14 protein-coding genes are annotated in these 15296 nt (G+C 66.1%); 7 read left to right on the top strand and 7 right to left on the bottom strand.

Features of this window, described 5'->3' with window-relative positions; genetic code table 11:
* Positions 1-174: 174 nt before the first annotated feature.
* Both BHE01S_RS06940 and BHE01S_RS06935 read right to left on the bottom strand, forming a co-directional pair.
* Positions 175-996 (bottom strand): alpha/beta fold hydrolase, encoded by an 822-nt coding sequence (locus tag BHE01S_RS06940; RefSeq protein WP_245639655.1) that lies wholly within the window; start codon positions 994-996, stop codon positions 175-177.
* Between the two features lie 14 nt (positions 997-1010).
* On the bottom strand, positions 1011-2612 hold the full coding sequence (locus tag BHE01S_RS06935) for a benzoate-CoA ligase family protein (RefSeq protein WP_042262154.1): 1602 nt from the start codon (positions 2610-2612) through the stop codon (positions 1011-1013).
* 129 nt (positions 2613-2741) lie between these two features.
* Between BHE01S_RS06935 and BHE01S_RS06930 the strand changes: the two genes are divergently transcribed.
* The 5 genes from BHE01S_RS06930 to BHE01S_RS06910 all read left to right on the top strand — a co-directional run bounded on the left by BHE01S_RS06930 (position 2742) and on the right by BHE01S_RS06910 (position 8910).
* Positions 2742-3698 (top strand): helix-turn-helix transcriptional regulator, encoded by a 957-nt coding sequence (locus BHE01S_RS06930; protein ID WP_042261924.1) that lies wholly within the window; start codon positions 2742-2744, stop codon positions 3696-3698.
* A gap of 137 nt (positions 3699-3835) precedes the next feature.
* Positions 3836-5512: a 2,3-epoxybenzoyl-CoA dihydrolase gene (gene boxC, locus BHE01S_RS06925; RefSeq protein ID WP_042261922.1), complete on the top strand. Its 1677-nt coding sequence runs from the start codon at positions 3836-3838 to the stop codon at positions 5510-5512.
* Between the two features lie 57 nt (positions 5513-5569).
* The gene (gene boxB / locus BHE01S_RS06920; RefSeq protein ID WP_042261921.1) at positions 5570-6997 is read left to right on the top strand and encodes a benzoyl-CoA 2,3-epoxidase subunit BoxB; all 1428 of its coding nucleotides are present in this window, start codon (positions 5570-5572) and stop codon (positions 6995-6997) included.
* A 52-nt stretch (positions 6998-7049) separates the two neighbouring features.
* A complete protein-coding gene (gene boxA, locus BHE01S_RS06915; protein ID WP_042261918.1) occupies positions 7050-8309 on the top strand; it encodes a benzoyl-CoA 2,3-epoxidase subunit BoxA in 1260 nt (419 codons plus the stop codon).
* Between the two features lie 151 nt (positions 8310-8460).
* On the top strand, positions 8461-8910 hold the full coding sequence (locus BHE01S_RS06910; RefSeq protein ID WP_042261917.1) for a PaaI family thioesterase: 450 nt from the start codon (positions 8461-8463) through the stop codon (positions 8908-8910).
* 20 nt (positions 8911-8930) lie between these two features.
* Here the strand turns inward: BHE01S_RS06910 and BHE01S_RS06905 are convergent, their stop codons facing one another.
* The gene (locus tag BHE01S_RS06905; protein WP_042261916.1) at positions 8931-9842 is read right to left on the bottom strand and encodes a ketopantoate reductase family protein; all 912 of its coding nucleotides are present in this window, start codon (positions 9840-9842) and stop codon (positions 8931-8933) included.
* A gap of 65 nt (positions 9843-9907) precedes the next feature.
* Complete coding sequence (locus BHE01S_RS06900) at positions 9908-10765, bottom strand: NADPH-dependent oxidoreductase (protein ID WP_042261914.1); 858 nt, start codon at positions 10763-10765, stop codon at positions 9908-9910.
* Between the two features lie 301 nt (positions 10766-11066).
* Between BHE01S_RS06900 and BHE01S_RS06895 the strand changes: the two genes are divergently transcribed.
* Positions 11067-11927, top strand: a complete 861-nt coding sequence (locus BHE01S_RS06895) for an oxidoreductase (protein ID WP_042261912.1) — start codon at positions 11067-11069, stop codon at positions 11925-11927.
* A gap of 9 nt (positions 11928-11936) precedes the next feature.
* On the opposite strand, the gene BHE01S_RS06890 is transcribed toward BHE01S_RS06895, so the two are convergent.
* The gene (locus BHE01S_RS06890; protein WP_042261911.1) at positions 11937-12578 is read right to left on the bottom strand and encodes a hypothetical protein; all 642 of its coding nucleotides are present in this window, start codon (positions 12576-12578) and stop codon (positions 11937-11939) included.
* Positions 12579-12592: 14 nt separating this feature from the next.
* Complete coding sequence (locus BHE01S_RS06885; protein WP_042261909.1) at positions 12593-13987, bottom strand: selenium-binding protein SBP56-related protein; 1395 nt, start codon at positions 13985-13987, stop codon at positions 12593-12595.
* A 262-nt stretch (positions 13988-14249) separates the two neighbouring features.
* Between BHE01S_RS06885 and BHE01S_RS06880 the strand changes: the two genes are divergently transcribed.
* Entirely contained in the window at positions 14250-14585 is a 336-nt protein-coding gene (locus BHE01S_RS06880; protein ID WP_042261907.1) for a DUF4148 domain-containing protein, read from the top strand.
* 128 nt (positions 14586-14713) lie between these two features.
* Here the strand turns inward: BHE01S_RS06880 and BHE01S_RS06875 are convergent, their stop codons facing one another.
* Complete coding sequence (locus BHE01S_RS06875) at positions 14714-15271, bottom strand: TetR/AcrR family transcriptional regulator (protein WP_042261906.1); 558 nt, start codon at positions 15269-15271, stop codon at positions 14714-14716.
* Positions 15272-15296: the final 25 nt, after the last annotated feature.

The raw sequence follows: 15296 nt of genomic DNA, 5'->3' as shown, positions 1-15296 counted from the left end.
AAAGACAATATCACCAAAGGATTGCAGCGATGGGGCGGGTTTGGCCCTGGATGGGCTTCAGTGCTGCGTTGGCGGGGGAGTGTTATGCGAAGTGCATCGATTCGCCCCTGTCTGGAGGCATTCGATGGACGTTGGAGGGGGCTTGCGGGGCGCTGGGGTTGGCCTGTGCGGCCTTCAGTTTGCGGGCTTGCGCTGCGCGCGAACGAATGGCTCGATGACGTCGTTCAGCGGCTGCGGCGCGTCGCGATGCGGGGAATGGCCGCCGTGCGCGAGCGCGTGGACGCACGCATGCGGCACGGCCGCGCCAATCGCCTCGACTTGCGCCATGGTGCCGTAGTGGTCATCGCGCGCCTGCACCGCGAGCAACGGCGCGCGAATCGACGCCAGTTCGCCGACGATGTTCCAGGACCGGAACGCGGGATCGAGCCAGATATCGTTCCAGCCGTAGAACGCGGAATCGACATCGTCGTGATAGCGCGCGAGCTTTTCGCGCAGGCGGGTCGTTTCGTACGCAACCTTCGTCTCGCGGATGCTTTCGACCGAAATGTCTTCGACGAACACGTGCGGCGCGATCGCCACCGCGCCCGCGAGTGCTTCGGGGAAAGCGGCGGCGTAGAGCAGGGCGATGGATGCGCCGTCGCTATGACCGATCAGCCACATGCGCGCGCGTTCGGTCGCACTCACCCCTAGCGCGTCGAGCAGCGCAGGCAAGACAGTGCGCGCCTGCGCCGACATGAAATCGACCGGCCATTTCACGCCTTGCGCGCGCGGTGTGGAACGCCCGTAACCCGGGCGCGAATAAACGAGCCCGCGCATGCCGAGGCGTTCGCAAAGCGCGGCGGGCCAGTCTTTCCACATCGCGATCGAGCCGAGGCCTTCGTGCAGGAACACGGCGAGCGGCGCTTCGCTCGCGGCCGCGGCGATCCAGCGATATTCGATGCGCAACGCATCGTGTACAGGCGTGGCGGGCAGATCGGCGAATTCGCTTTCGTTCATGGTGCTTGTCATTGTCAGGACGGAAACTGCTGACGCAGCCGGAAACGCTGAATCTTACCCGTCGCCGTTTTCGGCAGATCGTCGACGAACAGGATATCGCGCGGATACTTGTGCGGCGCGAGCCGCGTCTTGACGAACGCTTTCAACTGCCCGGCCAGTGCGTCGTGCGAAGTTTCCATTGCCGCTTGCTTGAGGACGACGAACGCGCAGGTCTTCACGAGCCCGCCCTGATCGACGCCGATCACGGCTGCTTCGAGCACGGCTTCGTGTTGCATGAGCACCATTTCCACTTCGATGGGCGAGACATACTGGCCGCTCACCTTGAGCATGTCGTCGCTGCGGCCCGCATAGACATAGGCGCCGCCCGGCAGGCGCCGGTACTTGTCGCCGCTCCTCACCCACTCGCCGAGGAAGGTCGCGCGCGACTTCTCGCGATTGCACCAGTACATTACGGCGGCGCTCGGTCCGCGGATGAAGAGGTCGCCGATCTCGCCGTCCGGCACGAGCGCGCCGGTCTCGTCGCGCAGTTCGATCTCGTAGCCGGGCACGGGGCGGCCCGTAGTGCCGTATTCGACCACGCCTGGGCGGTTCGAGAGGAAGATGTGCAGCATTTCCGTGGAGCCGAGGCCGTCGAGAATGTCGCTGCCGAAGTGCTCCCTGAAGCGCTCGCCCAGTTCACGCGGCAGCGCTTCGCCCGCGGAGGTGCACACGCGCAGCGCGACGTCGGCGCGTGCGGGCAGGGCCGGCGAAGCCATCATGCTCGCGTAAAGCGTGGGCACGCCGTAGAACACCGTGGGCCGATGCTGGACGAGGCGTGCGAATACGGCGCTGGCGGTGGGGCGTTCGGCCATCAGGATCGTGGTCGCGCCTACCGAGAGCGGAAACGAAAGGCCGTTGCCGAGGCCATAGGCGAAGAACAGTTTGGCCGCCGAAAACACGATGTCGTTTTCGCGTATGCCGAGAATGGGTTTCGCGTAAGTCTCGACGGTCCAGTAGAGATTGGCGTGCGTATGCACCGTGCCTTTGGGTTTGCCCGTCGATCCCGACGAGTAGAGCCAGAATGCGATGTCGTCACAGCCCGTTTGCGCGGCGCGCGGGGCGGGCTCGGCGCGCGCGATCAGATCGGCGAGGACGAGTGGTGATTCATGCGAGGCTGGCTGAGACGCAGGCTGAGAAACGATTAACTGGCAGTCCTCACATTGTGCTTCGGCGAGCGCCGCGCCCACGGCGGGCAGCACCGCGCCCGACGCGATGACCACGCGCGCGCGGCTGTGCGTGAGCATGTACACATAGTCGGCCGGCGTGAGCAGCGTATTGACGACCACCGGCACGATACCGGCATAGAGCGCGCCGAGAAACGCAATCGGCAGCTCGACGGTGTCGAGCATCACGAGCAGAACGCGCTCTTCCGCGTGGACGCCCAGCGCGCGCATGGCGGCCGCGAAGCGGCGGGCCCGCGTTTCGAGTTCGCCGTAGTTCAGCGTGAGCGTGTCGTCGATATAAGCAGTCTTCGCGGCGCGTGCGGCGTTGAGCGAGAACAGGTGCGCGGCGAAGTTGAATTGCGCGGGCGGCGGCACGGCCGCGGCGTGTTCCGGCGACGCTGCTGGGATTGGCACGGTGTTGTCTCCGCTCAGTCTGATTCGATCGGATTTGTCGTCGATCAACCTTTTCGCGGAAAATTAGCGGTTCGTAAAATGCATGTCAAGCACTATAGTACATAAACCCGGGTTCAGGGATTCCCTAAGATGAAGCAAACTTACATTGCCGAGCGGCCAGCGGAAGCCGCCGACGACGCCTCGCGCGGGGAGCGCACCGAACGCGATCCGTTCCTGACCGCCATGGGCGAGCGCGTACGCATGCTGCGCGCGCGGCGCGGCATGACGCGCAAGACGCTGGCGGCGGAAACCGGGCTCTCGGAGCGGCATCTGGCCAATCTGGAGTCCGGGGTGGGCAATGCCTCCGTGCTGGTGTTGCGGCAAATCGCGAACACGCTGAGCTGCCCGCTTGCCGAGGTGATCGGCGACGTCACGACCTCGTCGGCGGAATGGCTCCTGATCCGCGAGTTGCTGCAGGGGCGCGATCCGGCTGCCTTGCAGCGCGCGCGCGTGGCGCTCGCCGAGATGTTCTCGAACACGAGCGCCGACCCGCACCGCAGCGACCGCATCGCGCTCATCGGCCTGCGCGGCGCGGGCAAGTCCACGCTCGGGCGCATGCTCGCGCAGGAGCTGAAGGTGCCGTTCGTCGAGCTGACGCGGGTGATCGAACAGCTGGCGGGCTGTCCGCCTTCGGAAATCCATTCGCTGTATGGCGCGAGCGCTTATCGCCGCTACGAGCGCCGGGCGCTGGACGCGGTGATCGCGGAGCACCCGCGCGCCGTGATCGCCTCGCCGGGCGGCCTCGTTTCCGAGCCCGCCACGTTCAATGTGCTGCTCGCGCATTGCTTCACCGTCTGGCTGCAGGCCGCACCCGAAGAGCACATGCGCCGCGTCGTGGCACAGGGCGATCTGCGGCCCATGGCGGGCAACTCGGGCAACAGCGAGGCGATGGACGACCTCAAGCGCATCCTGGCGGGCCGCAGCGAACTGTATGGCCGCGCCGACATGACCTTCGATACCAGCGAAAGGACGCTCGCCGACGCCTACCTGCAGCTGCGCGACCGGCTGGCCGCCCGCCTGGCCGCGCAGGCGCCCCGCATCGAATGAGCGGCGGACGCGGACTGCGGTCTCACGGGTTTACCCCAGGGTTACCTCTTCCATGCATTAAAATGCATTAATGTGCTTTACATGAGCAATTAATTGCACTATCGTTCATGCAAACGACGTGTAGACAGGAGACGCTCATGGCCGCAGTGGAAACCGCCGTCGCCCCGCAGCAGGTGGACTACCGCACCGACCCCTCGCAGTACCGGCACTGGAAGCTTTCGTTCGACGGTGCCGTGGCGACGCTCGGCATCGACGTTGCCGAGGACGGCGGCATTCGCGACGGCTACAAGCTGAAGCTGAATTCGTACGACCTCGGCGTCGATATCGAACTGCACGATGCACTCCAGCGCATCCGCTTCGAGCATCCGGAAGTGCGCACCGTCGTGCTGACCAGCCTGAAGGACCGTGTGTTCTGCTCGGGCGCCAACATTTTCATGCTCGGCCTCTCCAGCCACGCCTGGAAGGTCAACTTCTGCAAGTTCACCAACGAAACGCGCAACGGCATGGAAGATGCGTCGCGCCATTCGGGCCTGAAGTTCATTGCGGCCGTGAACGGCGCGTGTGCCGGCGGCGGCTACGAACTCGCGCTCGCCTGCGACGAGATCATGCTCGTGGACGACCGGTCGTCATCGGTCGCTCTGCCGGAAGTGCCGCTGCTCGGCGTGCTGCCGGGCACGGGCGGCCTCACGCGCCTCACCGACAAGCGCAAGGTGCGCCACGATCGCGCCGATATCTTCTGCACGGTGGTGGAGGGCATTCGCGGCGAGCGCGCCAAGGCCTGGCGTCTCGTGGACGAAGTCGTGAAGCCGAATCAGTTCGGCCAGGCCGTGCAGGCGCGCGCGCTCGAGCTGGCCGCCGCAAGCGATCGTCCCGCCGACGCGAAGGGCATTGCGCTTGCGCGCATCGAACGTCTGGAGCACGACGGCGGCCTGAGCTATGCGACGGTCGAGGTGGCGATCGACCGCGCGAAGCGCACCGCGACCTTCACGGCGAAAGCGCCCGCCGCGGCGCCTGCTTCGGATATCGAATCAATCGTCGCCGCCGGCGCATCGTGGTGGCCGCTGCAGTTCGCGCGCGAGCTGGACGACGCCATACTCTCCATGCGCACCAACGAGCTCGACATCGGCACGTGGATTCTCAAGACTTCAGGCGACACCCGCACCGTGCTCGCCGCCGACGCTGCGCTGCTCGCGCACCGCGACCACTGGTTCGTGCGCGAGACGATCGGCATGCTGCGCCGCACGCTCGCGCGCATCGATGTCTCTTCGCGTTCGCTGTTCGCGCTGATCGAGCCGGGCTCGTGCTTTGCCGGCACCTTCGCCGAACTCGCGTTCGCCGCGGACCGCACCTACATGGCCGCGCTGCCCGCGAACGAAGACGAAGAGCCGGCCATCACGCTCTCGGAAGCGAATTTCGGTCTCTACCCGATGGTCACGCATCAATCGCGTCTCGCGCGGCGCTTCTATGAGGAAACCGAACCGCTCGACGCCGTGCGCGCGAAGACCGGCGAAGCGGTCAAGCCGGTCGAGGCCGAGCGCCTGGGCCTCGTGACGGCCTCGCCGGACGACATCGACTGGGCCGACGAAATCCGCCTCGCGCTGGAAGAGCGCGCGGTCATGTCGCCCGACGCGCTCACGGGCCTCGAAGCGAATCTGCGCTTCAACGGCCCCGAGACCATGGAAACGCGCATCTTCGGGCGGCTTTCCGCGTGGCAGAACTGGATCTTCAACCGGCCCAACGCCGTGGGCGAGAAAGGCGCGCTCAAGGTGTACGGCAAGGGCAGCAAGGCGCAGTTCGACGTCGACCGCGTTTGATCTCCGTATCCGCCGCCGCATTTGCCGCGTCTGTCGAATTTGCCGCAAGGAACCGCAATGTCCACGATCAATTACAGCGAAAAGATCCCGAACAACGTCAACCTCGCCGACGACCGCGCGCTGCAGCGCGCGCTCGAACAGTGGCAGCCGAACTTCCTCTCGTGGTGGGGCGACATGGGCCCCGACGGCTCGCACGGCTACGACGTCTATCTGCGCACGGCGGTGAGCGTCGACGCGGGCGGCTGGGCGCACTTCGACCACGTGAAGATGCCTGACTATCGCTGGGGCATCTTCCTCACGCCGGGCGAAGCGGACCGCAAGATCCATTTCGGCGCGCACAAGGGCGAGGCGGCGTGGCAGGACGTGCCGGGCGAGCACCGCGCGAACCTGCGCCGCATCATCGTCACCCAGGGCGACACGGAGCCCGCCTCGGTCGAGCAGCAGCGCCATCTCGGCCTCACCGCGCCCTCCATGTACGACCTGCGCAACCTGTTCCAGGTGAATGTGGAAGAAGGCCGGCACCTCTGGGCGATGGTGTATCTGCTGCATCGCTACTTCGGTCGCGACGGTCGTGAGGAAGCCGAAGCATTGCTGGAGCGCCGCTCGGGCGACGACGACAACCCGCGCATTCTCGGCGCGTTCAACGAGCAAACGCCCGACTGGCTGGCGTTCTTCATGTTCACGTACTTCACCGACCGCGACGGCAAGTTCCAGCTTTCGGCGCTGTCCGAATCCGGCTTCGACCCGCTTGCGCGCACGACGAAATTCATGCTGACCGAAGAAGCGCATCACATGTTCGTCGGCGAGTCGGGCATCTCGCGCGTCGTGCAACGCACCGCGCAGGTCATGAACGAGCTGAAGACCGACGACGTGAACCGCTTGCGCGGGGCGGGCGTGATCGACCTCGAAACGATCCAGCGCTACCTGAATTTCCACTACTCCGTGACGATCGACCTGTTCGGCGCCGACCACTCGTCGAATGCCGCGACCTTCTACAGCTCGGGCCTGAAGGGCCGCTACGAAGAGACCAAACGCGACGACGACCACCAGCTCGAAGGCCGGCAATACCACCTGCTCGACGTGCAGGACGGCAAGCTCGTGGAACGCGACGTGCCGATGCTCAACGCCATGAACGAAGTGCTGCGCGACGACTACATCAAGGACTCGATTGCGGGCGTGAACCGCTGGAACAAGGTGCTGGAGAAGACGGGCATCGACGTTCGCCTCACTGTGCCGCACAAGGCGTTCAACCGCCAGATCGGCACGTTCGCGGGCGTGCGCGTGTCGCCGGACGGGCGTGTGATCGGCGAGCCCGAATGGGCCGCGAACGAAGCGAAATGGCTGCCCACCGCGGCGGACCGCGCCCACGTGACCTCGCTCATGGGCCGCGTGATCGAGCCGGGCAAGTTTGCCAACTGGATCGCGCCGCCGGCCATGGGCATCAACCGGCAGCCCGTCGATTTCGAATACGTGCGCTTTAACTGAGGGGGGCCGGCGGCGCGCAGCCAGCGTTGGCGCGTCGCGGTGGGAGACAATCATGAACGGTCCGCTACCCGTGGAAATGCTCAGGCAACACCTGATCGATCCTGAAATCTGCATACGCTGCAATACGTGTGAGGAAACGTGTCCCATCGACGCGATCACGCACGACGGCACCAACTACGTGGTGAAAGCCGACGTCTGCAACGCCTGCATGGCCTGCGTGCCGCCGTGCCCGACCGGCGCGATCGACAACTGGCGCAACGTGCGCAAGGCCGAGACGTACACCATTGATGAACAGTACGCGTGGGACGAATTGCCCGCGCAGAATCCATCGGTGGAAGCGCCGGTCGTTGCACCGGAAGCGGGCGATGGTGCGAGCGTTGCGCAAGCGCTGCCAAATGGCGCCGCTGCGCCCGTGGGCGGCTCCGACATGGTGCGTGGCTCGACCGTGCCGCCGTGGTCGGCCGCGCGCCCCTATGTCCAGCTCTACACGCACAAGGCGCCCGCCACGGCGACGGTGGTCGGCAACTATCGCCTCACCGGGGACGCCACCGAAAGCGACATCCATCACATCGTGCTCGACTTCGGCGCCATGTCGTTCCCGGTGCTGGAAGGCCAGTCCATCGGCATCCTGCCGCCGGGCGCGACCCCGGAAGGCCGGGCCCATCACGCGCGCCAGTATTCGATTGCGAGCCCGCGCGACGGCGAGCGTCCCGGCTACAACAACGTTTCGCTCACGGTGAAGCGCGTGACGCGCGATCACAGCGGCAATGCAACCGCGGGCGTGTGCTCGAACTATCTCTGCGATCTGAAGAAGGGTGAAGTGGTGACCGTGATCGGGCCGTTCGGCAATACCTTCCTCATGCCGAATCATCCGAACTCGCATCTGCTGATGATCTGCACGGGCACCGGTTCGGCGCCCATGCGCGCGATGACTGAATATCGCCGCCGCCGCAGGCTAAAGGGCGCGACCGGCAAGCTCATGCTCTTTTTCGGCGCGCGCACGCAGCAGGAATTGCCTTACTTCGGACCTCTGATGAATCTGCCGAAGGATTTCATCGACACGAACCTTGCCTTCTCGCGCACGCCGGGCCAGCCCCGGCACTATGTGCAGGACGCCGTGCGCGAGCGCGCCGTGGACGTCGCCCAACTGCTCAAGGACGGCAACACGCATGTCTACGTCTGCGGGTTGAAGGGCATGGAAGACGGCGTGCTGCAGGCGTTGCAGGAGATTGCCGAAAGGCACGGCATGCGCTGGGAGGCGTTGTGGGAGCGTCTCAAGCGGGAAGGGCGCCTGCATCTCGAGACGTATTGAAACGTCCGGTGCAATGAATCGAGGCCTGAATCGAAACAGCGGCGAGGCTCGCGATAATTTAAGCACGATCGTTCGAAAGACGTTACGATGGCGAATCGCACAGGCGTGCCCAGTCGCGAACCGACGCACGCCGCAGACGGAGACTGCCTCGATGAACCTCGTTGCTGAAATGCCTGCCGGCCTGACCGGCATCGAACAGTTGCAGCACCTGCTGCATGGAAGCCGTGGCCCGGCCATTGGCGAAACGCTCGGCTTCAGGCTGGTCGAAGTCGAGGAGGGCCGCGTCGTGTTCGAGGGCACGCCCGGTCTGCACGTATACAACCCCATCGGCACGGTGCACGGCGGTTATGCGGCCACGCTGCTCGATTCCGCGTGCGGGTGCGCCGCGCACTCGCGCCTGAGCGCAAATCAGGGCTACACCACGCTGGAGTTGAAGGTCGCGTACCATCGGCCCATGACGGCCGACACCGGCACCGTGCGCGCAGAAGGGCGCGTGCTCAGCATCGGCCGCCGCGCGGCCTTCACGGAGGCCAGCATCACGGATGCGCAGGGCAAGCTCTACGCGTCCGCCACTTCCACCTTGCTCGTGTTCGACCGCTGACGCAGCACGAGCGGCGCGCGCTAGATCGCGCCGCGCGCCTTGTCCTCGATGAGCCGCACGAGCGTCTGCAGCATGCGGTTCGCAGGCGTGGGGACGCCAAGCGCCGCGCCGCGTTGCACGACATAGCCGTTGAGGTGATCGATCTCGCTGAGCTTGCCGCGCGCGAGATCCTGCGCCGTCGACGAGTATTGGCCCGGCATGGTCTGCGCGATACGCGTCACCGCGCTGTCCATGTCCGGCGGCAGCGTCACGCCGTCGGCCTGCGCGACGGCCATGCATTCGCCCACGATGTCGCGCATCGTGTCGCTTACGCCCGCACCCTTCACGAGACGCCCATAGGGCAGTTGCGCGATCGCCGAGAGCGCGTTGTACGCGCAGTTTACGATCAGCTTCGCCCAGAGCGCGCCGCGCACATTGGGCGAGATTTCCGTGGGCACGCCCGCGTCGATGAGCGTGCGCGCAACGGCGTCGCTCGCGCGCGAAGGCTCGATCACCAGTTCGCCGCGGCCGTGATGGCGTACGTGGCCGGGCCCCGCCATTTCCGTGGCGACATAGACGACGGCGGCCGCCACGTCCTGCGGGATCACGGTGCGCAGACGCTCTGCGTTGTCCGCGCCGTTCTGCAGCGTGAGCACGAGCGTGTCGGCGCCCAGATGCGGTTTGATCGCGGCGCCCGCGTTTTCGGTATCGGTCGACTTCACGCAGAACAGCACGAGGTCCGCGCCCGCCACGGCGGCGGCTTCGGTGCTGGCCGCGAGGTGCGGCGCGCCGATGCGCTCGTCGAACTGCTGCGCTTCGAGGCGCAGCCCCTCGCGCGTAATGGCCTCGACATGCTGGGGCCGGCCGATCAGGACCACATCGTGTCCCGCGCGCGCGAGCATGCCGCCGTAAAAGCAGCCTACTGCGCCCGCGCCCATGACGGCGACTTTCATTTGCGTTTCTCCTGGGTGGCGTACGTACTTCGTTCCCCGAAATGTTCCGCGGCGTGCCGGTGCGTTCAGCGCAGCTCGAAGCCGAGCGCGCCCAGCGCGTCGCGCAGGCGGTCGCGGCCGTGCAGCGACTCGCGGCTGCGCCAGCGCGCGAGCGAACGCACGGTCCAGCCCGCCGCGCTCAACCCCTGGGCGGTCTGAAAGCCGCCCATGATTTCGTCGTACCGGGCAATGGCGGCCGCCTGCGAAGGCGCATCGTATTGCTCGCGATGGAGCACGGCTTCCTGCGGCAAGCGCGGCTTCACGTCGGCGGGGCGTGTTTCGTCGGGATAGCCCACGCACAGACCGAACACGGGGAGCACGCGCGGCGGCAGACCCAGTTCCGCGGCCACCTGCTCAGGCTGATTGCGGATGCCGCCGATATACACGGCGCTCATGCCGAGCGATTCGAGCGCGACGACGGCGTTTTGCGCGGCGAGCGCCGCGTCGATCATGCCGACGACCAGTGTCTCCATGTAATGCAGACCTTCGACGCTCGCCCCGCTGCGGGCGCCGGCCGCTTCGAGGCGCGAGAGGTCTGCGAGCCATACGAGAAAGAGCGGCGCGGCGCGAACGTGCGACTGGCCGCCCGCAAGTTCGGCGAGGCGCGCCTTGCGTGCGGGGTTTTCGATGGCAACCACGCTCCACGTTTGCAGGTTCGACGAGGTCGAGGCCGACTGCGCCGCGGCGATCAACGTTTCGAGCGTGCCGTCGGGCAGCGGACGGTCCGCGTAGTTGCGCACCGAGCGGTGCGCGAGCAGCGTGTCGAGCGTATCGTTCCAGGCCGGCAGCGGCGCGGACCACGGCGTACCGTAGCGCGCCTCGAGGGCGCGCACGGCATCGGCGTGATCGGCAGCGGGTCGTGCGGGCGTGGTGACGTTGGACATCGGGTTTCTTCTCCGTGACAGGTGACAGTTGATTCATGGCGCGCCGCAATCGATCGCCGCGCCAGACGCCGTATGGTACATGGCTCGGGCGATTGGCACAGGCGTTCAACGGGGCAGGCAAGGGGCACAGGCTCAGGGGCGCGCCAGCAGAGTTTGCGCGTGACCGGTATCATCGGAGGCTGCGCACGCGTTCGAACGGGCTCAGCCACCTCACAACGACCCGCTTCGTGCGGCGGCGCCATCTTCCGCTTTCCCCTGTCTTCGGCAGCCTTGTCTGCCGCTTCTTCCCGGAGGCCGTCCCATGTCCGTTGATTCCCCGAATGCGTCGCCGGTCTGGTTCGTGACCGGCTGTTCGACCGGCTTTGGCCGCGAGCTTGCCCGTGCGGTGCTCGCGCGCGGCTGGCGCTGTGTCGCGACCGCGCGCAACAAGGCGTCGCTCGACGATCTCGCCCCCGAGGCCGGCGATCGCCTGCTGCCCGTCTCGCTCGACGTGACCGACGCGGCGCAGATCGACGCCGCCGTCGCGGCCGCGCAAAAGCAGTTCGGCGCGATCGACGTGCTCGTCAACAATGCGGGTTATGGCTATCAGAGTTCGATCGAGGAGGGCGACGAACGCGAGATCCGCGCGCAGTTCGATGCCAACGCGTTCGGCCTGTTCGCGCTCACGCGCGCGGTGCTGCCGGGCATGCGTGCACGCCGCAAGGGCCACGTCATCAACATTACGTCGGTGGCGGGGCTCGCGGGCTTTCCGGGTTCCGGCTACTATGCGGCCTCGAAACACGCCGTGGAGGGATTCTCCGATTCGCTGCTGACGGAAGTCGGCCCGCTAGGCATCAAGGTGACCTGCGTGGAGCCGGGGCCGTTTCGCACGGACTGGGCAGGCCGCTCGCTCGTGCAGACGCCGAGCCGTATCGACGATTACGCCGAAACGGCGGGCGCGCGTATGCAGCGCACGGCGCAAGGCAGCGGCCATCAGCCGGGCGACCCGGTGCGCGCGGCGCAGGCGATGATCCGCATCACGGAAACGGAAAAGCCGCCGCGGCATCTCGTGCTGGGCGCGTTCGGCGTGGAGGCGGTGGCGAACCGCCTGCGCGCGGCGCTTGCCGATATCGAGGCGTGGCGCGAGTTGAGCCTCGGCACCGATTATCCGGCGGGGAGTTGAGCTGGCGGCTCACGCCGTTGCGATCATCAATGTCCCGGTCGCCACGAGCGCCCCGCGCCAGAGCCAGTCGAAGTTGATCCAGCCTCGCCGCAGCACGCCAAGACCGAGATATTCGTAGGCGAGCAGCGCGATGATGGCCGTGGTGGCGAGCATGGTGACGGTATGCAGTGCGGTGAACGCAAACGAAAGCGCGAGCGGGTTCGCAAGGCCCGCTGCGCCGCCTGCTCCACCGCACAGCGGCAGCATGGCGGGCATCAGCATGAGTCCCGCGCCGTGCAAGGTGGCCATCAAGGCAGACCACGCCGCGAGCCCGGCAAAGCCCACGGTCATCCCCACGCGCACGCGGTGCCGGTGGCCATACGCGTACTGCCACGCGGCCCACGCGATCAGGAGCGCGCCCAGGCTAGCGTGCAGCGCAGCGCCCGGCAGATGCGTGCCCAGCGCCGCGGTGGAACTCGTGAACAGCAGAATGGAGGCGGCGTGACCGAGCGCGATGGGCGGCAAGGCGAGCAGCAGCGCCGTGCGGCTCCCGCGCTGCAAGCCGAGCGCGGTCGCGAAGAGCCAGCCCATCGCCGGATTCACGCCGTGAAAGACGCCGCTGCCCACCACGGCTGCCCAGGCACCCCAGTGTGCGGCGAAGACTTCCTCCATGTCATGCTCCGCGCTTATGGGTAGCAGTACGAATCGGACGAGCCATCGCCGCCTTCGAGCCGGATCTGGTGCGGCCGGTGCGACTTCGGCCATTCGACGAAGAAGCGCTCGTCGAATGCGAGGCCACCTTCGGGCGCGGCGTCGAGTTTCACCATCCAGCCGTCGATGCCTTCGGGGTAGAACTGCGCGTCGATTGCACCATAAAGCGAGTTGCTGAAATAAACACGCCGGCCGTCGCGGCTCACTTCCACCATTTGCGGGCCGCCGTTGAGCGCGCGCTCAGGCGCGAAGGGATGCGCGGCGCGCGCAGCGATACCGCCGATGCGCACGCAACCCGTCAGGCGCGCATGTTCGGGGTCCGACACATCGTACTGGCGCAAATCGCCCGTTCCCCAGCACGCCGCGTAGAGATAGCGGTCGTCGAGCGAGAGCGCGATATCGGTGACGAGCGGCGGCACGGCCGCGAATCCCTTGAGCACGGGCGGCAGATGCTCGGGATCGGCCGGCTCGGCCGGAATTTCGATGATCTTGCGTGCGGCCCACTGGCCGCCGTCGAGATACCACTGCCAGATCGAGGCCGAGAGGTCCTTCAGGCTGATCACGGAGTTCACGAAACCGTAGGGGCGCGTGGGGTTGTGCGCGGGGCGCAGTTCGAACACGAGCTGGTTTTCCGCGCCGAAGTCGAGCACCTGCTTGTGCCGGCGCGTGTGCAGATCCCAGAAGTGCAGGCGATGGCCATACTGGCCGCCGAGCAGGACCTCGGGCACGAGGCCGTTCTCGAAGGTCGCGGGCAGCCCCCACTCGCTCGTCACGAACGTGTCGTAGCCGAGGTGCCACCAGCCGTCGTAGGCGAGTTGTTGCGGGCCACGGTCGATTTCCCACTGGCCGAGAATATCGAAACTCTCGTGGTCCATCAGGAAGACGCCGCCGGGCGCCTCGCCCTGTGCGTTCGCAAGCGACGTCACATAAATGCCATCCGGCCCGCAATGCACGGTGTGCGGGCGCGTATAGCCCGCGCGCCGCGCGACGCTCTCGGGCTCGTGCACGCGCGCGATATGCGGGCGGCGCGCGTCTGGTTTTGTGTCGACAATATGAATGCGTGAGGAGCGCAGTCCGGGAACGATGAGATAGCGTCGCTCGGTATGCGCATGCGGGGCGTTGGGACACAGGCACGAACTGCAGGCATTCCAGCCGAAATGGTGGAGCTCGTCGCCGACGTTGGGCATGGCCAGCCGGTGCACGATGCGCCCGAATTCCGGCGAGCGGGGGTCCAGATCGACCACGTCGAGCGAATCGGGCACGCTGCGCGTGGGGTCGAAGCTGGCCACGTAGGCCAGTGTCTCCGGCGGGGCTTCGCCTGCCATGCGTGCAGACGGGTAGAAGGTCGGGTCCGGTTGCCACGTCGCCATTGCTGCCCCCTTATCGAAAACCCGGAAGATTCGGAAGAGCCCCTATCATGCATCAGAGTGGCACAATGCGTTGCCCATCTGTTCCATATTCCATCCGCATAGAAGCTTATGCATTGAAGCAATGAAAGCCGATTAGCTGCGTTGCGGGAATAGTCAATTCGCTTTTGCAGCATTTATTCGCAAGGCCAACGTTCCTAGACTTCTACTCAACGGATGCAGACAAGCCGCTGCGCCGATTCGATCAAGTTACTGGAGGTTAGTCATGAGAACGCTCATCAAGGCCGTTGCGATCGCTGCCGTGCTTGCAGCGCCGGCCATTTCGTTTGCACAGTCGCAAGGCAGCAATGGTCCTGTAACGCATGCCCAGGTGCGCAGCGAGCTGGTGCAGCTCGAAGCCGCGGGTTATCGTCCTTCGGCGAACGACCTTTATTATCCCGCCGATCTGCAGCAAGCCCAGGCCCGCGTGAATGCGCAAGGCGGTGCGCCCGTTGCGCAGGCAACCGGTTATGGCCCGGCCACGAGCGGCTCGTCGCAAAGCGGTTGGCGTACCGATGGCGCGGTAAGCAGCTATTCGCCGCCGATCTATAACGCACATTGAGGTTTACGGCGGCACGAAGCCGATTCATGCCGCATGATGAATATCGGCCCGCGACTGCGCGAAGGCGCATCGCGGGCTGATTCATTTGCCGTCTGCGTAGATAGCACCCAAAACGCCCACGTTCAGTTTCAGTCCCGCGGCGCGGCACGCTCGCCAATCCACCTGCGCGTGGACTCGAGGATCTCGTCCGATAGCGCGGGGTCGTCGCACAGCCGCGCAAGCACGACCGCACCCACCATCGCGGCCCAGCTGCCAATCGCCGCCTGGCGCGCCGCTGCGGCGCCGACGCCGTTCATGCCCCCGCTCAGGCGCTCGATCTGACGCGCCAGACCGGCTGCCATGACGGCGCGGGCTTCGGGCGTTTGCCGCGCGGTTTCGGCGGCGAGCGCCGCCGTTGGACACCCGTCCGCCACATTGTTGCGATGCGCGGCGCTGAGGTAGCGCGAGGCATAGCGCGCCAGATCGGAATCGCCGCCTTCGCCCTGTGCAACGACGTGGGCGAGCGTTTGCGCAATCAACTCGTCCTTCGACTTGAAATAGCCGTAGAAGCCGCCGTGCGTCAGACCAGCAGCGCTCATCACGTCCGCGACGGTCACCGCATCGTAGCCGTGCTCGCGAAACAGCCGGCCGGCGGCTTGCAGGATCCGCTGACGATTCACTTCCACCTGTTCGCGACTGACCCTCATTGTCCTCTCCGCTTTCCATCGTTCG

It is taken from the genome of Paraburkholderia heleia NBRC 101817 (assembly GCF_000739775.1).
Lineage (GTDB): Bacteria > Pseudomonadota > Gammaproteobacteria > Burkholderiales > Burkholderiaceae > Paraburkholderia > Paraburkholderia heleia.
This window is presented reverse-complemented; position numbering and strand designations above follow the sequence as displayed.